This is a genomic window from Curtobacterium sp. SGAir0471 (assembly GCF_005490985.1).
Lineage (GTDB): Bacteria > Actinomycetota > Actinomycetes > Actinomycetales > Microbacteriaceae > Curtobacterium.
In genome coordinates this window covers 2,268,554-2,288,737 of sequence record NZ_CP027869.1, presented here as the reverse complement: position 1 = coordinate 2,288,737, position 20,184 = coordinate 2,268,554, and the positions used below count along the sequence as shown (strand labels likewise).

Below are 20,184 nucleotides of genomic sequence, written 5' to 3'. Positions count from 1 at the left end.
CGCGCTCGGGAGGTCAGGCCGCGTCCGTGCGACGGCGGTGGCGGACCGCCAGCCCGGCCCCGACCGCGGCCAGCAGGACGTCGCCGAGGGTCATCAGCGCTCGACTGACGACGGCCAGGGCCAGCGCGCCGGACACCCCCGCGACCGGCCCGAGGAGCAGCACGAGGACGCCCTCGCGTGCCCCGAGGCCGGCCGGCGCGACGACGACGAGGAAGCCGACGAGCCAGGCGACGGCGTAGGCGCCCGTCGCGAGCGGGGGGACGGCGGGACCGTCGGCACCGAAGGCCCGCAGCACCGTGGTGGCCTGGACGCCGTAGGCGAGCCACATCGCGGCGGACCAGGCGATCGACGCGGTCGTCGCACCCCAGGAGAGCGTGACGACCTGCCTGGGTCGGCGCAGGAGCCGCATCGCGAGGGCGATGAGTCGCGCGAGCACCGGCGGCGCCAGGGTGACGATGCCGAGTGCCGCGACGACGGCGAGCCACCAGAAGGTCGCCAGGCCGTCGGGCGCGCCGACGAACAGTCCGACGATCCCGACCAGGGCCGCCGTGACCATGCTGACGAGCATCGAGGCGAGCGACGCGGCGGCACTCGTCGTCCGTGGGAGACCGTGGGCACGACCGAGCTCGGCCTGTGCCGCGATCGACCACACGCCGCCCGGGACGTACTTGCCGAGCTGACCGACGAAGAACACCGAGGACGCTGCCGTGACCGGCAGGCGGGTCCCGGTGGCAGCGGTCATGGCACGCCACGACGCCATGTTCGCGACGAGGGCGACGAGGGTCGCGAGCACCCCGACCACGACCGTGCCGACGGAGAGCCGGGCGAAGTCACGGACGATGGCGTCCCACTGCTGCACGACCCCCACGACGAGGAGCGCGACCGCCAGTGCGGCCGCGCTCCACTTCACCGCGGTGACGATCCGGGCGCGACGCCCGGGGGACCGACCGGGGGTCGGCTCAGGCGTCGAGGACACCGGCCTCCACCGCCGCGTGCAGCGCCTCGCGCCAGTCACGCATCGGGGCGAGACCCGCTCGGCTCCACGCGTCGTGCCCGAGCACGCTGTACGCCGGGCGGGGCGCCGGTCGGACGAACGCCGCGCTGTCGGTGGGCAGCACCCGCTCCGGGTCGAGGCCGACCTCGGCGAAGATCGCCTTCGTGAAGTCGAACCACGAGCCCTGACCGCCGTTGGTGCCGTGGTACGTGCCGGCGGGGGCGTCGGCGTCGAGCATGGCGACGATCTGCCGCGCGAGGTCGCCGGTCCACGTCGGCTGCCCCACCTGGTCGGTGACGACGCTGACGGTCTCGTGCGAGCCGGCGAGCCGGACCATCGTCTTCGCGAAGTTCGGCCCGTGCGCGCCGTACAGCCACGCCGCGCGGACGATCCAGGACGAGTCGGGGGCCGTGGCGCGGATCGCCTCTTCCCCCGCGGCCTTGGTCCGTCCGTACGCACCGAGGGGGGCGAGCGGTGCGTCCTCGGCGTACGGCGCGGTGCCGGTACCGTCGAACACGTAGTCCGTGGAGACGTGCACGAGCTTGGCGCCCGCCGCGGACGTCGCGGCGGCCAGGACCGCCGGACCGCGCGCGTTCACGGCGTACGCGTCGTCCTCGTGGGACTCGGCGTCGTCGACCTTCGTGTAGGCGGCGCTGTTGATCACGACGTCGTGGCCGGCGACCGCGGCGGCGACCGCCGTGGCGTCCGTCACGTCGAGGTCGGCCCGGCCGAGTGCGGTGACGTCGCGTCCGGCGAGGGCGTCCTGCAGGTCACGGCCGAGCATGCCGGCCGCGCCGGTGATGAGGTAGCGGGTCATCGTGGTCGACGGGCTCAGCTGAGCGCCGCACGCTCCTTCAGCGGCTCCCACCACGAACGGTTGTCGCGGTACCACTGCACGACGTCGGCGAGGCCCTGCTCGAAGGGGACCTGCGGCTCGTAGCCGAGCTCGGCCTGGATCTTCGAGATGTCGACCGAGTAGCGCAGGTCGTGGCCGAGGCGGTCCTGGACTCGGTCGACGTACGACCAGTCCTTGCCGGTGGCGTCGAGGAGCAGCTGCGTGAGCTCCTTGTTGGTCAGCTCGGTGCCGCCGCCGATGTTGTAGATCTCGCCCGCACGGCCCTTGACGAGCACCATTGCGATGCCGCGCGTGTGGTCGTCGACGTGCAGCCAGTCGCGGACGTTGTTGCCCTCGCCGTAGAGCGGCACGTGCCGGTCGTCGATGAGGTTCGTGACGAAGAGCGGGATGACCTTCTCGGGGAAGTGGTACGGACCGTAGTTGTTCGAGCAGCGCGTGATCGACAGGTTCAGCCCGTGGGTGCGGTGGTAGCTGCGCGCCAGGAGGTCGCTGCCGGCCTTCGACGCCGAGTACGGCGAGTTCGGCTCGAGCGGGCGCTCCTCGTCCCACGAGCCCTCGCTGATGGAGCCGTAGACCTCGTCGGTCGAGACGTGCACGAAGCGCTCGGTGCCGTGACGCAGCGCGGCGTCGAGCAGGCGCTGGGTGCCGACGACGTTCGTCTCGACGAAGATGCCGGAGTCGCGGACCGACCGGTCGACGTGCGACTCGGCCGCGAAGTGCACGATGGCGTCGACGCCCGGGATCACCTCGTCGAGCTTCGCGGCGTCACGGATGTCGCCCTGCACGAAGGAGTAGCGCGGCGACTCCGCCACCGGGGCGAGGTTCTCGAGGTTGCCCGAGTAGGTCAGGGCGTCGTAGACGACGACCTCGGCCCCTTCGAGGCCGGGGTAGGCGTCCTCGAGGGTTCTGCGGACGAAGTTCGAGCCGATGAAGCCGGCCCCTCCGGTGACGAGGATCTTCACGCTGGTTTCCTTTTCGTGGCCGATGGGCGCCAGCGCAGGCCGACGACGGTCGGCCGAGAGTCTACCGGTGCATCCGGCACCAGTCGTGGGTAGCGGGCTTCGACGAACGCGCTGACGATGCACCCGAGGAGTGCCAGGGCACAGACTACGAGCGATACCCGCGTGACGAGTCCCAGGTGCGGCACGGCGATGTCGTTGCGCCCGGTGAAATCGACGAGGGTCCAGTAGGCGAGAGCGGCGAGCACCGTCCACACCGCGACGAGCGGACCGGAGAGGCGGCGGAACCCGGTGAGTCCGGCCGCCATCACGATCGCGATGACCGGGAGGAGGGTCAGCGCATACCGGGTGATCGGTGCGCCGCCACCGTGGACGTAGTCGATCTCCACGATGATGAGCAGGACGGAGACGATGACGAACATCGCGACGATCAGGAACACGGCAACGCGGTCGCGCCCTGGCTCCCGTCCGGTGCCGTCGACCGCCGGCGTGGGGGCCACGTGTCGACCCACCCCTCGTTGCACGAGCTGGACGATGCCCACGACGACCGCGAGGGCCATCGGGCCGAGCAGGAGGATCCACTGGAGCGGATCGTTCCCGCCGAGGGACGAACGGTACAGCGAGAACAGGCTCGTCCAGAACGCGTCGTCGGTGGCGACGGTCCAGAACGGCCGGACCGTCCGTCCCATGAACTCGATCCCCCACTCCTCGTGTCGGCCGCTGTAGTTCCCGGACAGCTCCTTGTTGCGCAGGTAGAACCAGCCGGACGCGGCAGCCGCGGCGACCAGCGGTGCCACTGCGGCGACCACGCGCGCCCAGAAGCCCCCGAAGCGCCAGAGCTGCACTCGCTTCGCAAGGAGGGTCGCGACGACCACGGCCACCAGCCAGAGAGCGAACGACAGCCGGGTCGTCATGCCGGCGGCTCCGACGAGGACCGCCGCGAGCAGGAGTCCCGGTCCCATGCCGGAGCGGATCGCTGCACCCGCGATCCCGCACGCGAGTACGAGGAGTGGGATGCACAGGATGTCGTTGTAGATGAGCCCGCCTTGCTGAAGGACCAGCCCGCAGGTTGCGACGACGATCGCCGCGGCGCCCGGGAGCCGGTGCGCTCCGGGGAAGCAGCGTGTCGCAGCCCAAGCCGCGGCCACGACCGTGGCGCCGGCCAGCACCGCACCGATCAGGCGACCGGCCATGACCGCCGCGAGCGGATGTCCCGAGTCGAAGAGCGGGCCGACCACCGGCGAGAGCAGCACGTAGTACAGCGGGGGGTGCTGGGCGGTCCACTGGGTCGCGGTCGACCACCCGAACGGCGCGCGGTAGGTCAGACCGTCCTCGAACACCGGGAGGTGTCCGTGCCAGACAGTGAGCACGTAGTCGAAGTGCGCGGGCTCGTCGTACACGAGCAGAGGACTGACGAACGCGTACGCCACGGACGCAGCGACGGAGAACAACGCCGCGAACCACACGGTGGGACCGGCCCACGGGTGGCGGGTGGTCCAGACGGAGAGACGCTCGGTCCGGGTGCCGCTCACGTCGGCTGCCCCACCTGGACGGTGTCGTGCGAGCCGGCGAGCCGGACCATCGTCTTCGCGAAGTTCGGCCCGTGCGCGCCGTACAGCCACGCTGCGCGAACGATCCAGGACGAGTCGGGGGCCGCGCCGGTGATGAGGTAGCGGGTCATGCGAGTGCGGCACGCTCCTTCAGTGGCTCCCACCACGAGCGGTTGTCGCGGTACCACTGCACGACGTCGGCGAGGCCCTGCTCGAAGGGGACCTGCGGCTCGTAGCCGAGCTCGGCCTGGATCTTGGAGATGTCGACCGAGTAGCGCAGGTCGTGGCCGAGGCGGTCCTGGACGCGGTCGACGTACGACCAGTCCTTGCCCGTGGCGTCGAGGAGCAGCTGCGTGAGCTCCTTGTTGGTCAGCTCGGTGCCGCCGCCGATGTTGTAGATCTCGCCCGCACGGCCCTTGACGAGCACCATCGCGATGCCGCGGGTGTGGTCGTCGACGTGCAGCCAGTCGCGGACGTTGTTGCCCTCGCCGTAGAGCGGCACGTGCCGGTCGTCGATGAGGTTGGTGACGAAGAGCGGGATGACCTTCTCGGGGAAGTGGTACGGACCGTAGTTGTTCGAGCAGCGCGTGATCGACAGGTTCAGGCCGTGCGTGCGGTGGTAGCTGCGCGCCAGGAGGTCGCTGCCCGCCTTCGACGCCGAGTACGGCGAGTTCGGCTCGAGCGGGCGATCCTCGTCCCACGAGCCCTCGCTGATGGAGCCGTAGACCTCGTCGGTCGAGACGTGCACGAAGCGCTCGGTACCGTGGCGCAGCGCGGCGTCGAGCAGGCGCTGGGTGCCGACGACGTTCGTCTCGACGAAGATGCCGGAGTCGCGGACCGACCGGTCGACGTGCGACTCGGCCGCGAAGTGCACGATCGCGTCGACGCCCGGGATCACCTCGTCCAGCTTCGCGGCGTCGCGGATGTCGCCCTGCACGAAGGAGTAGCGCGGCGACTCCGCCACCGGGGCGAGGTTCTCGAGGTTGCCCGAGTAGGTCAGGGCGTCGTAGACGACGACCTCGGCCCCTTCGAGGCCGGGGTAGGCGTCCTCGAGGGTTCTGCGGACGAAGTTCGAGCCGATGAAGCCGGCTCCGCCGGTGACGAGGATCTTCACGCGTTGTTCCTTTTCGTGGCCGATGGGCGCCAGCGCAGGCCGACGACGGTCGGCCGAGAGTCTACCGGCGCATCCGAGTGGGGAATCGTGGTCAGTCGCTGTACCGCTGGAGCTTCTGCAGGTCGAGCTGCTCCTCGGCCAGGGTCCGGTTCAGCCGGGTGAGGTCGGCCACGACCCCGATCGTGATGGACAGGAGGGCACTGATGACGAGCGTCACCCCGAGGATGAGAGACTGCAGGTGGTTCCCGCCGCCGTCGGTCCACAGCAGCACGAGGTACCGGACGAACGGGATCAGTCCGGCGACGCCGAACACCGCGCTCACGCTGGCGAACAGCGCCATCGGGCGGTACATCAGGTAGACGCGGGCGATCGCGGACCCAGACTGGAACATGTGCTGCCAGATGTTCTTGAACAGGCGGGACTCGCGCGTCTTCGGGTTGGTCGTGATCGGCACGCTCGCGATCGCGATCCGCTTGTAGCCCGCCTGCACGATCGTCTCCATGCAGTAGCTGAACCGCGTCACGATGTTGAGCCGGATGAGCGAGTACTTCGAGTACGCACGGAACCCGCTCGCCGCGTCCGGGAGGTCGAGACCGGCCGCGCGGCTCGCGACCCACGAACCGAACCGCTGCATGAGCTTCTTGAACCCGGAGAAGTGCTCGATGGTGCGCGTCTGACGGTCACCGATGACGATCTCGGCCTCGCGGCGCACGAGCGGCGCGATCAAGTCGGGGATCTGCGCCTGCGGGTACTGGTTGTCCCCGTCCGTGTTCACCACGATGTCGGCGCCGTGGAGCAGTGCGTAGTCGACCCCATCGCGGAACGACCGGGCGAGTCCCATGTTCCGGGTGTGCTGGACGACGTGTCGCACACCGTGCTCCCGGGCCACCTCCACCGTGCGGTCGGTGGACCCGTCGTCGATGACCAGGACCTCGATCTCGTCGATGCCGTCGATCTCGGTCGGGATGGACTCGAGCACGGCGGGGAGCGTCTGCTCCTCGTTCAGGCACGGGATCTGGATGAACAGCTTCACGGGTGTCGGGTGTCTCGTTCTCTCGGTCGGTCGAGGGCCGGTCGCTCCGATGTCCCTGATCGGTCGGACGACCACGAACACCCTAGTGCGGACGCGCGGACCACGGGCTCCGCGACGCCGTGACAGGATGACGCCGTGTCGTCCCTCCGTTCCCGTGTCGCCCGGCTCCTCCGGCGGGGCGGCCCGTCTCCCGCCCTCGCCGACGTGCGCCACGAGGAGCCGCCGCTCGTCGGTTTCGTCGTGCACGGTGCCGGTGGCGTGCACCCCGCCTCCGCGCACGTCCGGGTCACCGGTCGCATGTCCGCACTCGCCGCCTCCGGCGCCGCCCGGGTCGCGCAGGTGGATCCGGTCCGGTGGGCGGACGGGACCGACACGGCCCACCTCGACGTGATCCTGGTCCAGCGCGACGCCTTCCCGCTCGCCGCACTCGACGCCGCCTTCGCACGGGCGGCGGCGGAGGGCACCAGGATCGTGGCCGAGGTCGACGACGACTTCTTCAGCCAGGAGGCCCGTGCCCGGCTCGCGCAGGCCGAGTACGACCCGGACCGGCTCGCCGCGGTCGACCGACTGGTGCGGGCGGCAGACGCGGTCGTCGTCTCCACCGAGCGGCTCCGGAGCGTGCTGCGGTCGGAAGGCATCGAGTCCGTCGTCGTCCGCAACGCGGTCCAGCCCGGTCTCTGGTCGACGCAGCCGACCGAGCCGGACGCCGCCGGGCCGCGACGCGTCCTCTACATGGGGACCGCGACGCACGGCGGCGACCTCGAGCTGCTCCGTCCCGTGTTCGACGGGTTCACCGACGACGAGGGGCGGCCGGTCCGGCTCGAGGTCGTCGGGGTCACCGCGGGTGACGACGACTGGTACGACCGCCTGGCGCTGCCGGAGGGGGCGACGCACTACCCGGACTTCGTCGCGTTCCTCCGGCAGAACGCGCACCGGTGGTCCGCAGGGGTCGCGCCGCTGACGGACGACCGCTTCAACGACGCCAAGAGCGACCTCAAGTTCCTCGAGTACACGATGCTCGGGCTGCCCTTCGTCGGCTCCGACCGGCCGTCGTACGCCGGTGTCGACGCACACGGGGGACTGCTCGCGGCGGACGGCGCGGCCCCGTGGCGAGCAGCGCTCCTGACCGCCTTCCGGGAGCGTGTGGAGCGGGTCGACGGTGCGCGCGACCACGTGCTCCGTGCCCGGTCTGCCGGAGCCGAGCCGGCGTGGTGCGCCGCGCTGGGGATCTCGGGCGGTGCGCTATCCTCGCCGGGTGCCGACGACCTTCGCTGACCGTGTCCACGATCCCGACCGCCGCGGCTCGAAGGTGTGGTCCACACCGCTGCGGGCGCTCTTCCTCGGGTGGCTCTGCGCCTTCCTGATCGGGGCTGGGTGGGCCGTGGCGAGCCCGATGTCCTCATCGCCGGACGAGCCGAGCCACATCCTCAAGGCCGAGGCGACGGTCCGCGGCCAGTTCACGGGGGAGCCGAGCAAGTTCGCCGGCCGGACCTACGTCGAGGTGCCCACCGACTTGGCCGATCCCGGTGGCGACTTCACCTGCTACGTCTTCCACTGGGACGTCACGGCGGCGTGCGTCCCGGCGCAGTCGACGGCGAACAACGACACCGAGGTCGAGCGCACCACAGGCGTGGGGGACTACAACCCGCTCTACTACGCGGTCGTCGGGTGGCCGTCGCTCGTGGTCGACGGGAACGCCGCGTGGTTCGGTATGCGGCTGATGAGCGCACTGCTCAACGGGTTCTTCATCGGCATCCTCTTCTTCGTCGCGGCGCAGCTGAAGCGGTCGCCGGCGTTCCTCGGGTGGGTCGCCGTCGCCCTGACGCCGATGACGCTCTACCTGACGGGCATGGTGAACCCGAACTCCGCGGAGATCACCGGCGCCGCGGCACTCGCCGCGCTGTCGTGGCTCGTGGTCTGGGACACGACCCGCGCGCACCTCGGGTCCCGGATGGCGCTGATCGCGTTCGTCGGGATCATCTGCGGCAACGCGAGGGCGCTGTCGCCCCTGTACGTGGCACTCATCCTCGTCGCCGTCCTGATCACCTTCCCGCTCCGGAGGTCGGCCGACCTGCTCCGCAGACCCGCCGTATACGTCGGGCTCGGCATCGGGGCGCTGGGGCTCGTGGCCGCAGGACTCTGGACGCTCCTCATCAGTGGTCCGGCCGGGTTCATCCCGACGGACACCCCGCGTGACGGCTTCGTCCGCGCCTTCGTCCAGACCCTGCGGACGACGAGCGAGTACGGCCGGATGATGATCGGTCGTCTCGGGTGGCTCGACACGCCGCTGCCAGGCATCGTGTACGTCGGGTGGACCGCGGTCATCGGTTTCCTGGTCGTCGCGGTCGTCATCGTCGGGCTCCGCCGCGCGACGCTCGGGGCGCTGCTGCTCATGGTCGCGCTGGTCTTCGTGCCCGCCGTCGTGCAGGCGCCCTCGGTCCAGACCTTCGGGTACATCTGGCAGGGGCGCTACACGCTCCCCGTCTTCGTCGCGATGATCCTGGTGGCCGGTCTCGTCGCGGAGCGGTACACGCTGCGGTCGATCGATCCGACGAGGATCGTGGTCGTCCTGACCAGCGCGGCGGTCCTGGCCCAGTTCGCGGCGTGGTTCACCACCTACAAGCGGTACGCGGTCGGGCTGCCCGGGTCGTGGCGCGACCTGCTCCACCCGACGCAGTGGAGCCCGCCGGGCGGGCTCGTCGGGACGACCGCGGTCTTCACGCTCGGCACCGTCGGCATGTGCGTCCTCTCGATCCTCGTCAGTCGCTCCGTCGCCCGCCAGGCCGAGTCCGACGGTCTCGCACAGTGGGCCCCGGCAGGGGGCGCTCCGTCCGCGGCCGCACCGGCCGCGGACGCCCCGACCGTCGCCGCTCCCGCGGTCGGTGCCCCGGCAGCAGCGGCACCGGTCCGTGACGCGGGCCCGACCGCTCCCCAGGGCCAGGTCGACGGCGCCGGTCACACCGACCTCCCGGACGCCGGGCGCCCGGGGCACGCCGACGTGGCGGCACGCTAGGCTGCTGCGGTGCAGATCCGCGAACTGAAGATCCCCGGCGCGTGGGAGTTCACGCCCGTCCAGCACGGCGACGCACGAGGAGCATTCCTCGAGGCGTACCGGGCCGACGTCCTCGAGGAGACGGTGGGCCACCCGCTCGACCTCCGTCAGGTGAACATGTCGATCTCGTCGGCCGGCGTCGCACGGGGCATCCACTACGCCCTCGTCGCACCGAGCCAGGCGAAGTACGTGACCGCCGTGCGCGGAGCGTTCATCGACTACATCGTCGACATCCGCGTCGGGTCGCCGACCTTCGGGCAGTGGGACTCGGTCCGCATCGACGACGTCGACCGCAAGGCCGTGTACCTGTCCGAGGGTCTCGGCCACGCGATCGTCGCGCTCGAGGACCGCTCGACGGTGAACTACCTCGTCAGCGCCCACTACGACCCGCAGCGCGAGAAGGGGATCACGATCCTCGACCCGACCGTCGGCCTGACCCTGCCCGAGGGCCTCGGCGAGCCGGTGCTCTCCGAGAAGGACACGACCGCGCCGACGCTCGAGCAGGCGGCCGAGCAGGAGCTCCTGCCGACCTACGAGGAAGCGGTCACGTACACCGAGTCCCTCCGGACGAAGAAGTAAGGGAGACCCGATGAAGGGCATCATCCTCGCCGGGGGTTCCGGCACGCGTCTGTGGCCCATCACCAAGGGCATCAGCAAGCAGCTCATGCCGATCTACGACAAGCCGATGGTGTACTACCCGCTGTCGACGCTGATGATGGCCGGCATCTGCGAGGTCCTCGTGATCACGACGCCGGAGTACAACGACCAGTTCAAGGCACTGCTCGGCGACGGATCGTCGCTCGGCATGGACATCCAGTACGCGGTGCAGCCGTCCCCGGACGGCCTGGCGCAGGCGTTCGTGATCGGCGAGGACTTCATCGGCGACGACAGCGTCGCGCTGGTCCTCGGCGACAACATCTTCCACGGCACCGGTCTCGGCACGAGCCTGAAGAACAACACGGAGGTCCAGGGCGCGACGATCTTCGCCTACCACGTGGCCGACCCCACGGCGTACGGCGTGGTCGAGTTCGACGACGACTTCACCGCGGTCTCCATCGAGGAGAAGCCGACTGAGCCGAAGTCGAACTACGCCGTCCCGGGGCTGTACTTCTACGACAACAAGGTCATCGAGATCGCGAAGACGATCGAGCCGAGTGCCCGCGGCGAACTCGAGATCTCGACCGTCAACGAGCGCTACCTCGACGCCGGCGAGCTCGGCGTGCAGGTCCTCGACCGCGGGACCGCCTGGCTCGACACCGGCACGTTCGAGTCGATGATGCAGGCCTCCGAGTACGTGAAGGTGATCGAGGACCGCCAGGGCTTCAAGATCGGCTGCATCGAGGAGATCGCCTGGCGCAACGGCTGGATCGACGACGCCCGTCTCGCCGACCTCGCCGCACCGCTCGTGAAGGGCGGCTACGGGGTCTACCTGCAGAACCTCCTGCGCGGCTGAGCGTGGCCCGGCCGTCCAGGCTCGGCCGGTTCCTCGGGCGACCGGGGCCTGCCGGACCGACCGCCCCTGCTCCCGAGCCTGCCGGCGGGGTCGAGCCGAGCCTCCCGGTCGACACGTCGCTCGTGACGGCCGCGCCGCAGCCCGGTGACGACGGCTTCGACGTCGTCGTCACCGTCCGCGAGTCCGTGTTCCGCGACGGCGGCCACCTCGCCGCGGTGGCGTCCGCCCGCGTCGCGGGCGCGGTCCGTGTCATCGTCAGCGCGTACGACCTGCACGCCGGACCGGCGAGCGTCTACCCGCCGGTCGTCGCCGGAGCCGACCACGAGGTCGCCCGCGCCTCCGTCGCCGCGACCTGGGGCGGGGCGGTCGCCGCTGCCCGTCCGCTGCTCGTGAGCGCGTCGGTCGTCGTGCAGGACGCCTCGATCACCGTGCCGGTCGACGGCTATGCGCGCCTGGTCGGCGCACTCGACGGTGTCGCCGGCCCCGGCCGGGAGGCGTCGGTCGCCGTGGCCGTCGTGCGCACCGGCGACGACGTGGTCGCGAGCGCCGGGGCCGTGCTGCCGCGCGGAACGGCTCCCGTCGCGTCGCTCCTCCGTGGCCATCCGGCTATGGACGCCGACGCCCTCGACGGAGCCGTCGTCTTCGCCGCGGACGAGCCCTGCTTCGCCACGCGCACCGCAGCCCTCGCGGTCCCGGTGCGGACCGTCGACACGCGCACCGCCGTCGCCCGGCTCACGCGGGACACCGCCGACGCGGCGGACGGGCACTGCGTGGTCGTGCCGCTCGGTCGTGCGTACCGGGACGGAGCGTTCCGGGAACGCCGGTACGACACCGACGCGGCCGACGCGCTGGTGGTGTGGCGCGACCGGGTGGACGACACGGCCTCCGCCGCCCTGGCACGGCTCGACCTGGTGCCCGGCGAGCCGGAGGCCGACGCGGCGGGCGCTCCCGTCGCGCTGCGCGAACCCGTCGTCCGGGCGCGCCGAGGTCCGACACGACTGGAGCTCCGCGACCGGGGCGAACGGCTGCGGTGGTCGATCCGCACCGCGGCCCACCCCGGCCCCCGAGGGGACGACTGGGGCGACACGTTCTTCGCCGGGGACCTCGCGGCGGCCCTGCGCTCCCTGGGACAAGAGGTCGTGGTGGACCACCGCGAGTCGCACGTCCGCCCGTTCTCCGAGCACCTCGACGACGTCGCGCTGACGCTCCGCGGGCTCGACGACACCCCGGTGCACCCGTCCGCGACGAACGTGCTCTGGGTGATCTCGCACCCCGACCTCGTCACGCCCGCCGAACTCGCACGCTACGACCTCCGCTTCGCGGCCGGGCCGGTGTGGGCGTCGCGGACGTCGGACGCGACCGGGTTGCCCGTCGCTCCGCTGCTGCAGGCAACCGACCCGGCGCGGTTCCACCCCGGCGCTGCCGACCCGGCGTACGACGGGCTCGACACCGCGTTCGTGGGGAAGACGCGGCGGGTGTTCCGGCCCGTCGTGCGCGACGCCGTCGCCGCCGGCGCCGACCTCGCGGTGTGGGGCGAGGGATGGGAGGGACTGCTGCCGGACGGCGTCCACCGCGGGGTCTTCGTGCCCAACGACGAACTGCCGGCCCTCTACCGGAGCGCCCGTGTGGTGCTCAACGACCACTGGGACGACATGGCGCGGGACGGGTTCCTGTCGAACCGGCTGTTCGACGCCGCAGCATCGGGGGCACTCGTCGTGACCGACCCGGTGCCCGGCGTCGACGAGCTGTTCCACGGTGCGGTGCGGACGTACTCCTCAGTAGGGACGCTCGGTCGGCTCCTGCACGTGGGCGAGTCCGCGTCCGAGGCCGCGCGGGCGGCCCGTGGGGCGCGAATCGGGGCGGAGCACTCATTCGTGCGTCGTGCGGAGACGCTACTCCATGCGGTGCGCGCGGAACTCCGACATTGAAAATCAGTCGTCGGGCTCAAGCGGCTATCAACCCTTGCGACATGGACGTGCAGTGGTTAGTCACACCGGAACGATGAACTGACACGATCGGAAGCTCGTTGAACCGCTCGGGCTCTGATTTTCAGGATATGCGGGTCGGTGTCGCGATTCTGCTCGAACTGGTGCAGCTTCGCGCGGTGCAGGGGCTTGACACGCACGTGCACGTCTCGATAACGTCGGGTTCAGTGAGTCGGGGGGATGTTCTTCAGAACGTAGTCTCATGTGGAGGGCTTTCGGATTTGGCGACGGCTAATGCGCGCTGCGTATGCCTGCTTTGTTTCTCCGGAAGTCTCGTCGGCGCACTGTTCGTTCACAACGCTGTGATTGAAGGGGAGCATGAAGAAAGTAAGAATCGGGGCTACGCTACTGCTCGTTGCAGGGGTCGTAGGGGGATCTGTCATGGCAGCCGCTCCGGCGAACGCGGTGGGGAGTGGATCGTGGAACTGTACTATCTACAGCACGTTCAACGGGAAGAGTACGACCTCAGGCAGTAACTACACAGCTGGTACGACAGACTGTGGCAAGGCGCAGATCAGCGTCGGGTACAACGTGTCGGGTGGAACTGCGCTCTACACGCCCTACAAGAGCGCGTCGGGCCTCATCACCGTGGGAAATCCGGGCTATCCGGTATTCACGGGGCATCACAAGATGAGCAACGCGGCCCCGGCCTACGCTGTGGTCCGAAGCACGTGAGACTCATTGCCATCTCGCTGGCGCTGCTTGTGACGGCAGTAACAGCAGGTTGCGCGTCGACTTCCGAACGGGAAGTCGGCGCGTCAGCCGCGCCCAGCAGTGTGCCGATGTCGAAACAACAGCGTGACGCGCTGAGCTCGTCGTCGATCAGCCAGGACCAGTACCAAGCAGGTTTCGAGGCATTTCAACGCTGCATGGCGAAGGCCGGTTACGAACTCGTCGATCCCAAGCTTACGGGAGATGAGTGGGATTACCGCATACCGGGCGCGGCCATGGATTCAGGCTTGAGCGACAAGTGCTATTCATTCAATTGGCAGCAGGTGGATGCTCGATGGCAACAGCAGCACATCGAGACTTCCGATACGGCTAAGATAGTTGCTGCTTGTCTGCAGAAAAATGGTATCAAGCCACTTCGGCACTATTCAGAAAACGTTGCCCTCTTGCAAAAAAGTAATATCGATCCGGGCACCTGTTGATCGATCGACCCTGCGAAAGCTCGTCCGGAAGTGATGTCGCTCGTTGAGAAGGAAAACAAGCGTCGACACGGCGCCTTGTTCGTTGTGCTCGTCGTCGGAGCAGTTACGGCCGTCGCTGCATTTGCTTGTCTAGGATCGTTCGAGCGCACTCGCTCGGTTGCCTCAGCACCGGCCGCGAGTGTGAAGGTGGGTGAATTCAGCGACTCAGATCGTCAAGGCGTTACGGCGACGTTCGCGTTGGGAGCGACCCCGGTGATTCACATACAACGTCCGGGAACAGTGACTGATGTTGCCATTCATCCGGGGACTGTGGTCGAGCAGGGGGACGTTCTTGCAAGGATCGACGACGTGCCGATCCGTGCGTTGGTTGGCGATGCGCCCCTCTATCGTCCTATCGGGCCCGGGGCGAAGGGAGCAGATGTTGCTGCCCTCTCGGAGTTTCTAGCGGCGACCGGCGACCTGCACTCACAGCAGCAGCCGGAGGTGTACGGCCAGGCACTCGGTCGAGCTATCGCCTCATTCGTCGTACGTGACATGGGTGGACAGCCGACTGGGGTCTTCGACCCGACATGGGTCTCGTTCGTCCCGGCGTCCTCAACCACCGTCAGCGCGTTGACGGCTCAACTAGGCGGGAGGATCTCAGCAGAGGAACCTTTCGCATCGCTGGTGGCAGCGCCAACGGCAGTGCATTTCGCATCGGCGTCGGACGGTAAACAGCTCCAGGTGCCGGAGGGGGGCCCGCTGCTGCTCACCATAGGCGGCACCGAGATGACCTTGTCTTCTGGATCGTTGAGTGCGTCAGAACTGGGCACGGCGTATGAGGCGTACCTTGCTCAGAGTCGAGAAGGCGCGATAACCAAAGATGGGGACGGGGCATCGACCGACAGCGCGGTGTTCGAGGGCGCAACCTTGGAGATCGCTCGTCCAGCAGCTCTTGGTGTCGTTCCGAACACTGCGTTGTACACGGCTGCGAATGGAGTGAGCTGTGTCTTTCGTCCTGCGAATGGAGGATCCTTCAGGTTTGTGCGAGTGAAGGCTTCCCCAGCGGCGAACATGATCGGGGTCGTTCTCATAGACCATCGTCTCGTCGGTACGGCTGTAGCGCGAGACTGGCGGAGTGTGCCGAAGGAAGCGCAGGCATCGTGCAGGTGACCGTGGCAGGTGCTTCCATTCAATTCGGTTCGAAGGTGCTGTTCCATGGTCTTGATGCAGTCTTCCCCAGCGGTCGGCTTACTGCCCTGGTCGGCCCATCGGGCAGTGGAAAGTCCAGCCTGCTCGCCGCCATCGCGGGCTTCTCAACCTTGGACGAAGGATCCGTAAGCTACTCGGACGGGACGTGCCCGCCAACGGCACCAGATCCATCATCAGTTACATGGGTTTCGCAGAGTGCCAGTTCGCTCGGGTCTCGCTCTGTGCTCGACAACGTACTCGTGGGCCCGCTTGCAGAGGGCTTGGTCATGCGAGACGCGGTCCGAAGGGCGCGCGCCGCTCTCGACGAAGTGGGTCTTGGTAAGCGCGAGCGTGAGCGTCTGAATCGTCTGTCGGGAGGAGAAGTGCAGCGTGTAGCCCTTGCGCGTGGACTGGCGACGGAGAAGCGCCTCATCCTCGCGGACGAACCGACCGCGAGCCTTGACGCAGACAACACGCGCAAGATTGCTGCGCTGCTCTTGTCGCTGCGCAGTAGAGCGACAATCGTCGTCGCTACACATGACCCGATCCTCATCCAGACTGCTGAAGGCGTCGTTGCCCTGAGGGAACACGAGTGAAAGGCGGCGGATGGCGGCGATCGCACCTCATCCGCGAAGCTGTCCGAAATCTCGCGACGCCGCGGCTGCTGGTCCTCGTCGTGCTGGCGATTCTCCTTGGAGCCGCTGGTCCGGTCGTTGCAATGACGCAGGGCTCCCAGTTGACCGCCGACCTCAGTCGGCTTGGGCAACAGGGAAGGAACGTAGTTGTGATCGAGGGGGCTTCGCGAACAACGGACGCTCGGATCTCCCGCGCCGCTTGTGAGGCTCTATCCTCTGACGCGGGCGTCATCCGGGCTGGAGCGCTCGTGCAGAGCCCGGCCGTCAGTGTCGTCCAGTTAGGGACGGACATCCCGTCGTTCAGCGCCAGCTCGACGTTGTTCCCCGCCCTCCGCTCGTCAGACGCGTTGATTGGTTCTGACCTAGGACGACAATTGAGGCCGACCGTCCTGTCGCTCTTGAGCGGGCAGATGCTCACGACAAAGAGGGCCGACGTGCAACCGGAGGGCATCCCGACCAATCGCAGCCTTATACTCTCACTCAGCCCTGATGTTGAAGTCGTCCCTTCATGCATCATCCAGTTGGGGCAGTTCGAGGTTGCTCAGGATCGGATCCCAGAGCTCTTGGCGCAGCTACGGGTGACGAATTCGCCACTGTTAGGTCGAGCAATCCTGATGCAACAGTTCGACCTCGTGGAGCAGTACCGCGCCAGTGCCTTGCAGTTCGTCCCGTTGACCTTGGGGCTGATCGGCGGTGTTGCGGCCGCACTCGTCAACGCTGCCCGTTCTCGGGAGTTCGCGACCTACCGTCTGTCCGGGACGTCACGAACGTCCTTGCTGGTGATCTTGCTTGTGGAGGAGATCATGCTCGGCTTGACATTGACAGCAGGGGCGAGCATGGCCACTGCGGTCCTCTGGACACGGCTGCTCGGGCCCCTGGAAAGCCTTTCGTATGCTTTCGCGGCTGGTGCGCTCTTGACGTGTTTCGCATTGGTCGGCTCGCTCCCTGGGGCGTTGCGGAGTGCAGCAGTGCTGTCGAAGGACCGTTGAACTTCGCCGGGTGTACGGCACGGCGCCGCAACGCTGGGTCACTCATCAGTGTCGGAGGAGGCGCCGGGCGACGTCGCCCCCCTTGTCCACCAGCCGGACGACGCGGCGGGCGCGCATCGCGGTGAGTTCCGCGTCGCGGGCAGCGGTCTCCCGCTTCGCGGCCTCGGCACGGTCACGTTCGAACTGGACGGCCGAACGGAGCGTGTTCGCGGTCTCCTCGGCCGCGCGCAGCTGGTCCTCGAGGTCCTCGATGCGCTGGTCGCGTCGGACGACGGCGCGTCCGGTGGTCTGCAGCCGTTCGACCTCGGCCTCGGGGACGAGCGGGTCCGCCCCCGCGTCGACGGCCGACGACCCGGCCCGGCGCAGCGACTCGGCCACACCGTCGTCGCGTGTGAACGGTCCGGCGACGGCCTGCTCGTCGGTCACGAAGCGCAGCGCGAAGGTCGACTCGAGCACGCCCTCCTGCAGCCGACGGTGGTCGCGCATGCCGTGGTGGCGCGGGCTCGGGGTGAGGTCCGGGTTCGCCTCGTACGCACGGCCGCTCACGTCGACGCGGTGCTCGTACTGCTTCCACGACCGCCACGGCAGGTGCAGGACCTCGAGGCGGAGCCCGTCCGGCACGGGAGCGCCGTTCGCGACGCTCACCTGGTGGTTGCCCTGCACGACGGTGACGTCGGGTGTGCCCACGTGGATCGCGTTGCTCGTCGGCGGCGCGACGAGACCGACGGCGCGGAGTTCGTCGACGGACCGCTCGTCGCGCCAGTGCAGCCGCTCCACGCCGCCGCCGGACGCCGCCATGCGCCCCGTGAGGTTCACGACGGGCACGGTGAAGGCGCCGATCGCTGTGTCCAGGCGCTCGAAGACCTCGCGGACGGTGCGGGACCGGTCGACCGGCAGGATGAACTCGTCGGCGTCGGCGTTGACGACCCAGTCGGCGTGGTGGACCGACGCCGCGTCGCGTGCCATCCCGGTCACGACCGTGCCCTGCTGCTTGCGGTGGACCGGGTCGTGACGGAGGTCCACGGTCACGTCGTCCCGTTCGGCGAACGCCGTCAGGAGCTCGGTCGTGCCGTCGACGGAGCCGTTGTCCGTGATGACGAAGACGTCGAAGCCCTGGGCGACGTGGTGGTCGAGCCACGCGGGCAGGATGTCGGCTTCGTCGCGGACCATCAGGGTGACGGCGAGGATCATTCGGGGGACCTTCGGTTCGGGTGGAGCGGGGGCGTCGTGCTGCAGGTCGACGGTACCGCGTGGGCGTGGGCGGGTCGTGGTCAGCGGGTGTGGGTCGCCCTGGCCCGGACGGTCAGCGCCACCCGGAGCGCCGCGCGGAGCGGCCAGAGCCACCACGACGAGTACTTCCGGGCCAGGAACCGGTAGGCGCTCTCGTGGTGCGCACGGCGCATCCGGTCCGAGGCGCCCTGCGTCGCGGTCCCGCCGATGTGCGTCGCGGTGGCCTCGGGCTCGTAGACGTTCCGCAGGCCCGCCCTGCCGATGCGCCACCCGAGGTCGACGTCCTCGAAGTACATGAAGTAGCCCTCGTCGAACCCCCCGAGACGTTCGTACACGTCACGACGGACCAGCACGCAGGCACCGGACAGCCACCCGGCGTCACGCCGACCGGAGTGGTCGCCCTCCTGGCGGTAGCGCCGCGTCCACGGGTTGCCCGGCCAGACGTTCGCGAAGACGGCGTGACCGAGACCGGTCCGCAGCGAGGGCACGAGCCGCGCGGAGGGGTAGACCTCACCGGTGGGCTCGAGCAACCGCGGGCCGACGGCGCCGATCGTGGGGTCGGTCTCCGCGGTCGCGATCATCCGGTCGAGGGCGCTTGGTTCGAGGACGACGTCCGGGTTGGACACCAGCACCCAGTCGACGTCGGCGTCGAGCGTCGCGACGGCGCGGTTCGCCGCGGCGCCGTACCCGCGGTTCTCGCCGATCTCGAGGAACCGGGCCCCGGCCGCCTCGGTGATCGTGCGGAGCCGCTCGGCCTCGGTCGAGGCGTTGTCGGCGACGACGACCTCGACGGCCTGCGCACTGGCGGTCGCGGTGGATGCGAGGAAGGGCGGGAGGACGTCGACGGACTCGTAGGAGACGGTGACGATCGCCGCGCGCCCGCTCACCGGAACACCTCGAGGTGCACCCGGGCGCATGCGGCCCACGTGAAGCCGTCTGCGCGGGCGCCGGCGCGCCGGATCCGTTCGGCGCGCGCACCGGGCGCCTCGGTCAGCAGCCGTGCGAGCGCGTCCGAGATCGGGGCGGCCTCCGGCTCGGTGTAGGTCACGGTGTCACCGCCGACCTCGGGGATCGCGAGCCGGTCGGTGGTCAGCACGTCGGCGCGGCAGGCCATCGCCTCGAGCACGGGGAGCCCGAACCCCTCGGCGGTGCTCGGGTAGACCACCGCGCGGGACCCGCCGAGGAACGCGCGGAGCTCGTCGATCGGCAGGTACCCGAGGTACCGGAGGGGCGCGTCCGGACGGTCACCGGCGGCGACGAGCTCGCGGCGCGCCTCCTCGTCCCACCCGAGTCCGCCCGCGACGAGCAGTGCGGGCACCGGCGTCGCGCTCCGTCCGGCGAGCGACCGGTGCGCGGCGATCAGCGCGGGGACCCGCTTGCGGGGTTCGACGGTCCCGAGGAAGGCGATCCACTCCGTGTCCGCGGCGATCCCGTGCGTCTCGCGGAACTGGGCGACCTCGGCCGGTGCGGGCTCGTGGAAGAGCGCCGCGTCGACGCCGAGGTGCGCCACGACGGTGCCGGTGCGGGCGGGCCCGGCGAGGCGGTCGAGTTCCGCGACCGTGGCCGCGCTCGGCGCGACCGTCGCGCGGGCGAACCGGCGGGCGAGCCGCGTCCACGTCCGGAAGAACGCCACCTTGAGCCGCGAGTGGGCAGCAGGGTCGCTGAAGAAGGTCGCGTCGTGCAGGGTGACGACCGTCCTGGAGGCACGGGTCACCGGGAACGTGTAGTGCGGGCTGTGCAGGACGGTCGCGCCGACGCGGCGCACCGCCCGGGGGAGACCGAGCTGCTCCCAGACGAAGCGGAGGGGCCGCGACGCTGTCCAGCGCGGGGCCGCGTGGTACCGGTGCGAGGGCGAGAGCTCCCGGAGCCAATCGAGGTCTCCGGGCTTCGCGACCACGTCGACCCGGACGTCGAGGTCCGCGAGCCCGGTCAGGAGTCCGGAGATGTACCGTGCCACCCCGCCGCGGTTCGGCGGGACCGACGTGGCGTCGACCAGTACCGGGAGTCCCCGCA

At 69.5% G+C, this 20,184-nt stretch carries 19 protein-coding genes; 9 read left to right on the top strand and 10 right to left on the bottom strand.

Annotation, left to right across the window (positions count from 1 at the left end; translation table 11 throughout):
* Positions 1-13: 13 nt before the first annotated feature.
* From C1N91_RS10550 to C1N91_RS10520, 7 genes are all read right to left on the bottom strand, one after another.
* Positions 14-910 (bottom strand): lysylphosphatidylglycerol synthase transmembrane domain-containing protein, encoded by an 897-nt coding sequence (locus C1N91_RS10550; RefSeq protein ID WP_175415990.1) that lies wholly within the window; start codon positions 908-910, stop codon positions 14-16.
* A 49-nt stretch (positions 911-959) separates the two neighbouring features.
* Complete coding sequence (gene rfbD, locus C1N91_RS10545) at positions 960-1,811, bottom strand: dTDP-4-dehydrorhamnose reductase (protein ID WP_137767678.1); 852 nt, start codon at positions 1,809-1,811, stop codon at positions 960-962.
* A gap of 14 nt (positions 1,812-1,825) precedes the next feature.
* Positions 1,826-2,812 carry a dTDP-glucose 4,6-dehydratase gene (gene rfbB, locus C1N91_RS10540; protein ID WP_058729014.1) on the bottom strand — a complete coding sequence of 329 codons (987 nt, stop codon included), beginning with the start codon at positions 2,810-2,812 and terminating at the stop codon, positions 1,826-1,828.
* Positions 2,809-4,341 (bottom strand): hypothetical protein, encoded by a 1,533-nt coding sequence (locus C1N91_RS10535; protein ID WP_137767677.1) that lies wholly within the window; start codon positions 4,339-4,341, stop codon positions 2,809-2,811. The genes rfbB (C1N91_RS10540) and C1N91_RS10535 overlap by 4 nt, the downstream gene beginning before the upstream one ends.
* Complete coding sequence (locus C1N91_RS10530; RefSeq protein WP_368074192.1) at positions 4,338-4,490, bottom strand: sugar nucleotide-binding protein; 153 nt, start codon at positions 4,488-4,490, stop codon at positions 4,338-4,340. The genes C1N91_RS10535 and C1N91_RS10530 overlap by 4 nt, the downstream gene beginning before the upstream one ends.
* Positions 4,487-5,473: a dTDP-glucose 4,6-dehydratase gene (rfbB, locus tag C1N91_RS10525; RefSeq protein WP_137767676.1), complete on the bottom strand. Its 987-nt coding sequence runs from the start codon at positions 5,471-5,473 to the stop codon at positions 4,487-4,489. The genes C1N91_RS10530 and rfbB (C1N91_RS10525) overlap by 4 nt, the downstream gene beginning before the upstream one ends.
* Positions 5,474-5,564: 91 nt before the next feature.
* Positions 5,565-6,506, bottom strand: a complete 942-nt coding sequence (locus tag C1N91_RS10520) for a glycosyltransferase family 2 protein (protein WP_137767675.1) — start codon at positions 6,504-6,506, stop codon at positions 5,565-5,567.
* 135 nt (positions 6,507-6,641) lie between these two features.
* Here C1N91_RS10520 and C1N91_RS10515 point away from each other — a divergent pair, with 135 nt between their 5' ends.
* From C1N91_RS10515 to C1N91_RS10475, 9 genes are all read left to right on the top strand, one after another.
* Entirely contained in the window at positions 6,642-7,781 is a 1,140-nt protein-coding gene (locus tag C1N91_RS10515; protein ID WP_137767674.1) for a glycosyltransferase family 4 protein, read from the top strand.
* Positions 7,762-9,519 (top strand): DUF2142 domain-containing protein, encoded by a 1,758-nt coding sequence (locus C1N91_RS10510; RefSeq protein WP_137767673.1) that lies wholly within the window; start codon positions 7,762-7,764, stop codon positions 9,517-9,519. The genes C1N91_RS10515 and C1N91_RS10510 overlap by 20 nt, the downstream gene beginning before the upstream one ends.
* Positions 9,520-9,528: 9 nt before the next feature.
* Complete coding sequence (locus C1N91_RS10505; protein ID WP_137767672.1) at positions 9,529-10,137, top strand: dTDP-4-dehydrorhamnose 3,5-epimerase family protein; 609 nt, start codon at positions 9,529-9,531, stop codon at positions 10,135-10,137.
* Positions 10,138-10,147: 10 nt separating this feature from the next.
* On the top strand, positions 10,148-11,011 hold the full coding sequence (gene rfbA / locus C1N91_RS10500; protein WP_137767671.1) for a glucose-1-phosphate thymidylyltransferase RfbA: 864 nt from the start codon (positions 10,148-10,150) through the stop codon (positions 11,009-11,011).
* A gap of 122 nt (positions 11,012-11,133) precedes the next feature.
* Positions 11,134-12,939: a glycosyltransferase family protein gene (locus C1N91_RS10495; RefSeq protein WP_254678225.1), complete on the top strand. Its 1,806-nt coding sequence runs from the start codon at positions 11,134-11,136 to the stop codon at positions 12,937-12,939.
* Positions 12,940-13,667: 728 nt separating this feature from the next.
* Positions 13,668-14,147: a hypothetical protein gene (locus C1N91_RS10490; RefSeq protein ID WP_137767670.1), complete on the top strand. Its 480-nt coding sequence runs from the start codon at positions 13,668-13,670 to the stop codon at positions 14,145-14,147.
* Between the two features lie 33 nt (positions 14,148-14,180).
* Positions 14,181-15,299, top strand: coding sequence for a biotin/lipoyl-binding protein (locus C1N91_RS10485; protein ID WP_137767669.1), 1,119 nt, complete (start codon positions 14,181-14,183; stop codon positions 15,297-15,299).
* The gene (locus tag C1N91_RS10480; protein WP_175415989.1) at positions 15,290-15,913 is read left to right on the top strand and encodes an ATP-binding cassette domain-containing protein; all 624 of its coding nucleotides are present in this window, start codon (positions 15,290-15,292) and stop codon (positions 15,911-15,913) included. Before C1N91_RS10485 ends, C1N91_RS10480 begins: the two co-directional genes overlap by 10 nt.
* A 287-nt stretch (positions 15,914-16,200) precedes the next feature.
* A complete protein-coding gene (locus C1N91_RS10475; protein ID WP_137767667.1) occupies positions 16,201-16,941 on the top strand; it encodes a hypothetical protein in 741 nt (246 codons plus the stop codon).
* Between the two features lie 45 nt (positions 16,942-16,986).
* Here C1N91_RS10475 and C1N91_RS10470 read toward each other — a convergent pair whose 3' ends face one another.
* The 3 genes from C1N91_RS10470 to C1N91_RS10460 form a co-directional block, all read right to left on the bottom strand.
* Positions 16,987-18,132, bottom strand: coding sequence for a glycosyltransferase family 2 protein (locus C1N91_RS10470; protein WP_137767666.1), 1,146 nt, complete (start codon positions 18,130-18,132; stop codon positions 16,987-16,989).
* Positions 18,133-18,212: 80 nt separating this feature from the next.
* The gene (locus C1N91_RS10465) at positions 18,213-19,058 is read right to left on the bottom strand and encodes a glycosyltransferase family 2 protein (protein ID WP_254678224.1); all 846 of its coding nucleotides are present in this window, start codon (positions 19,056-19,058) and stop codon (positions 18,213-18,215) included.
* On the bottom strand, positions 19,055-20,128 hold the full coding sequence (locus C1N91_RS10460; protein ID WP_254678223.1) for a glycosyltransferase family 4 protein: 1,074 nt from the start codon (positions 20,126-20,128) through the stop codon (positions 19,055-19,057). The genes C1N91_RS10465 and C1N91_RS10460 overlap by 4 nt, the downstream gene beginning before the upstream one ends.
* Positions 20,129-20,184: the final 56 nt, after the last annotated feature.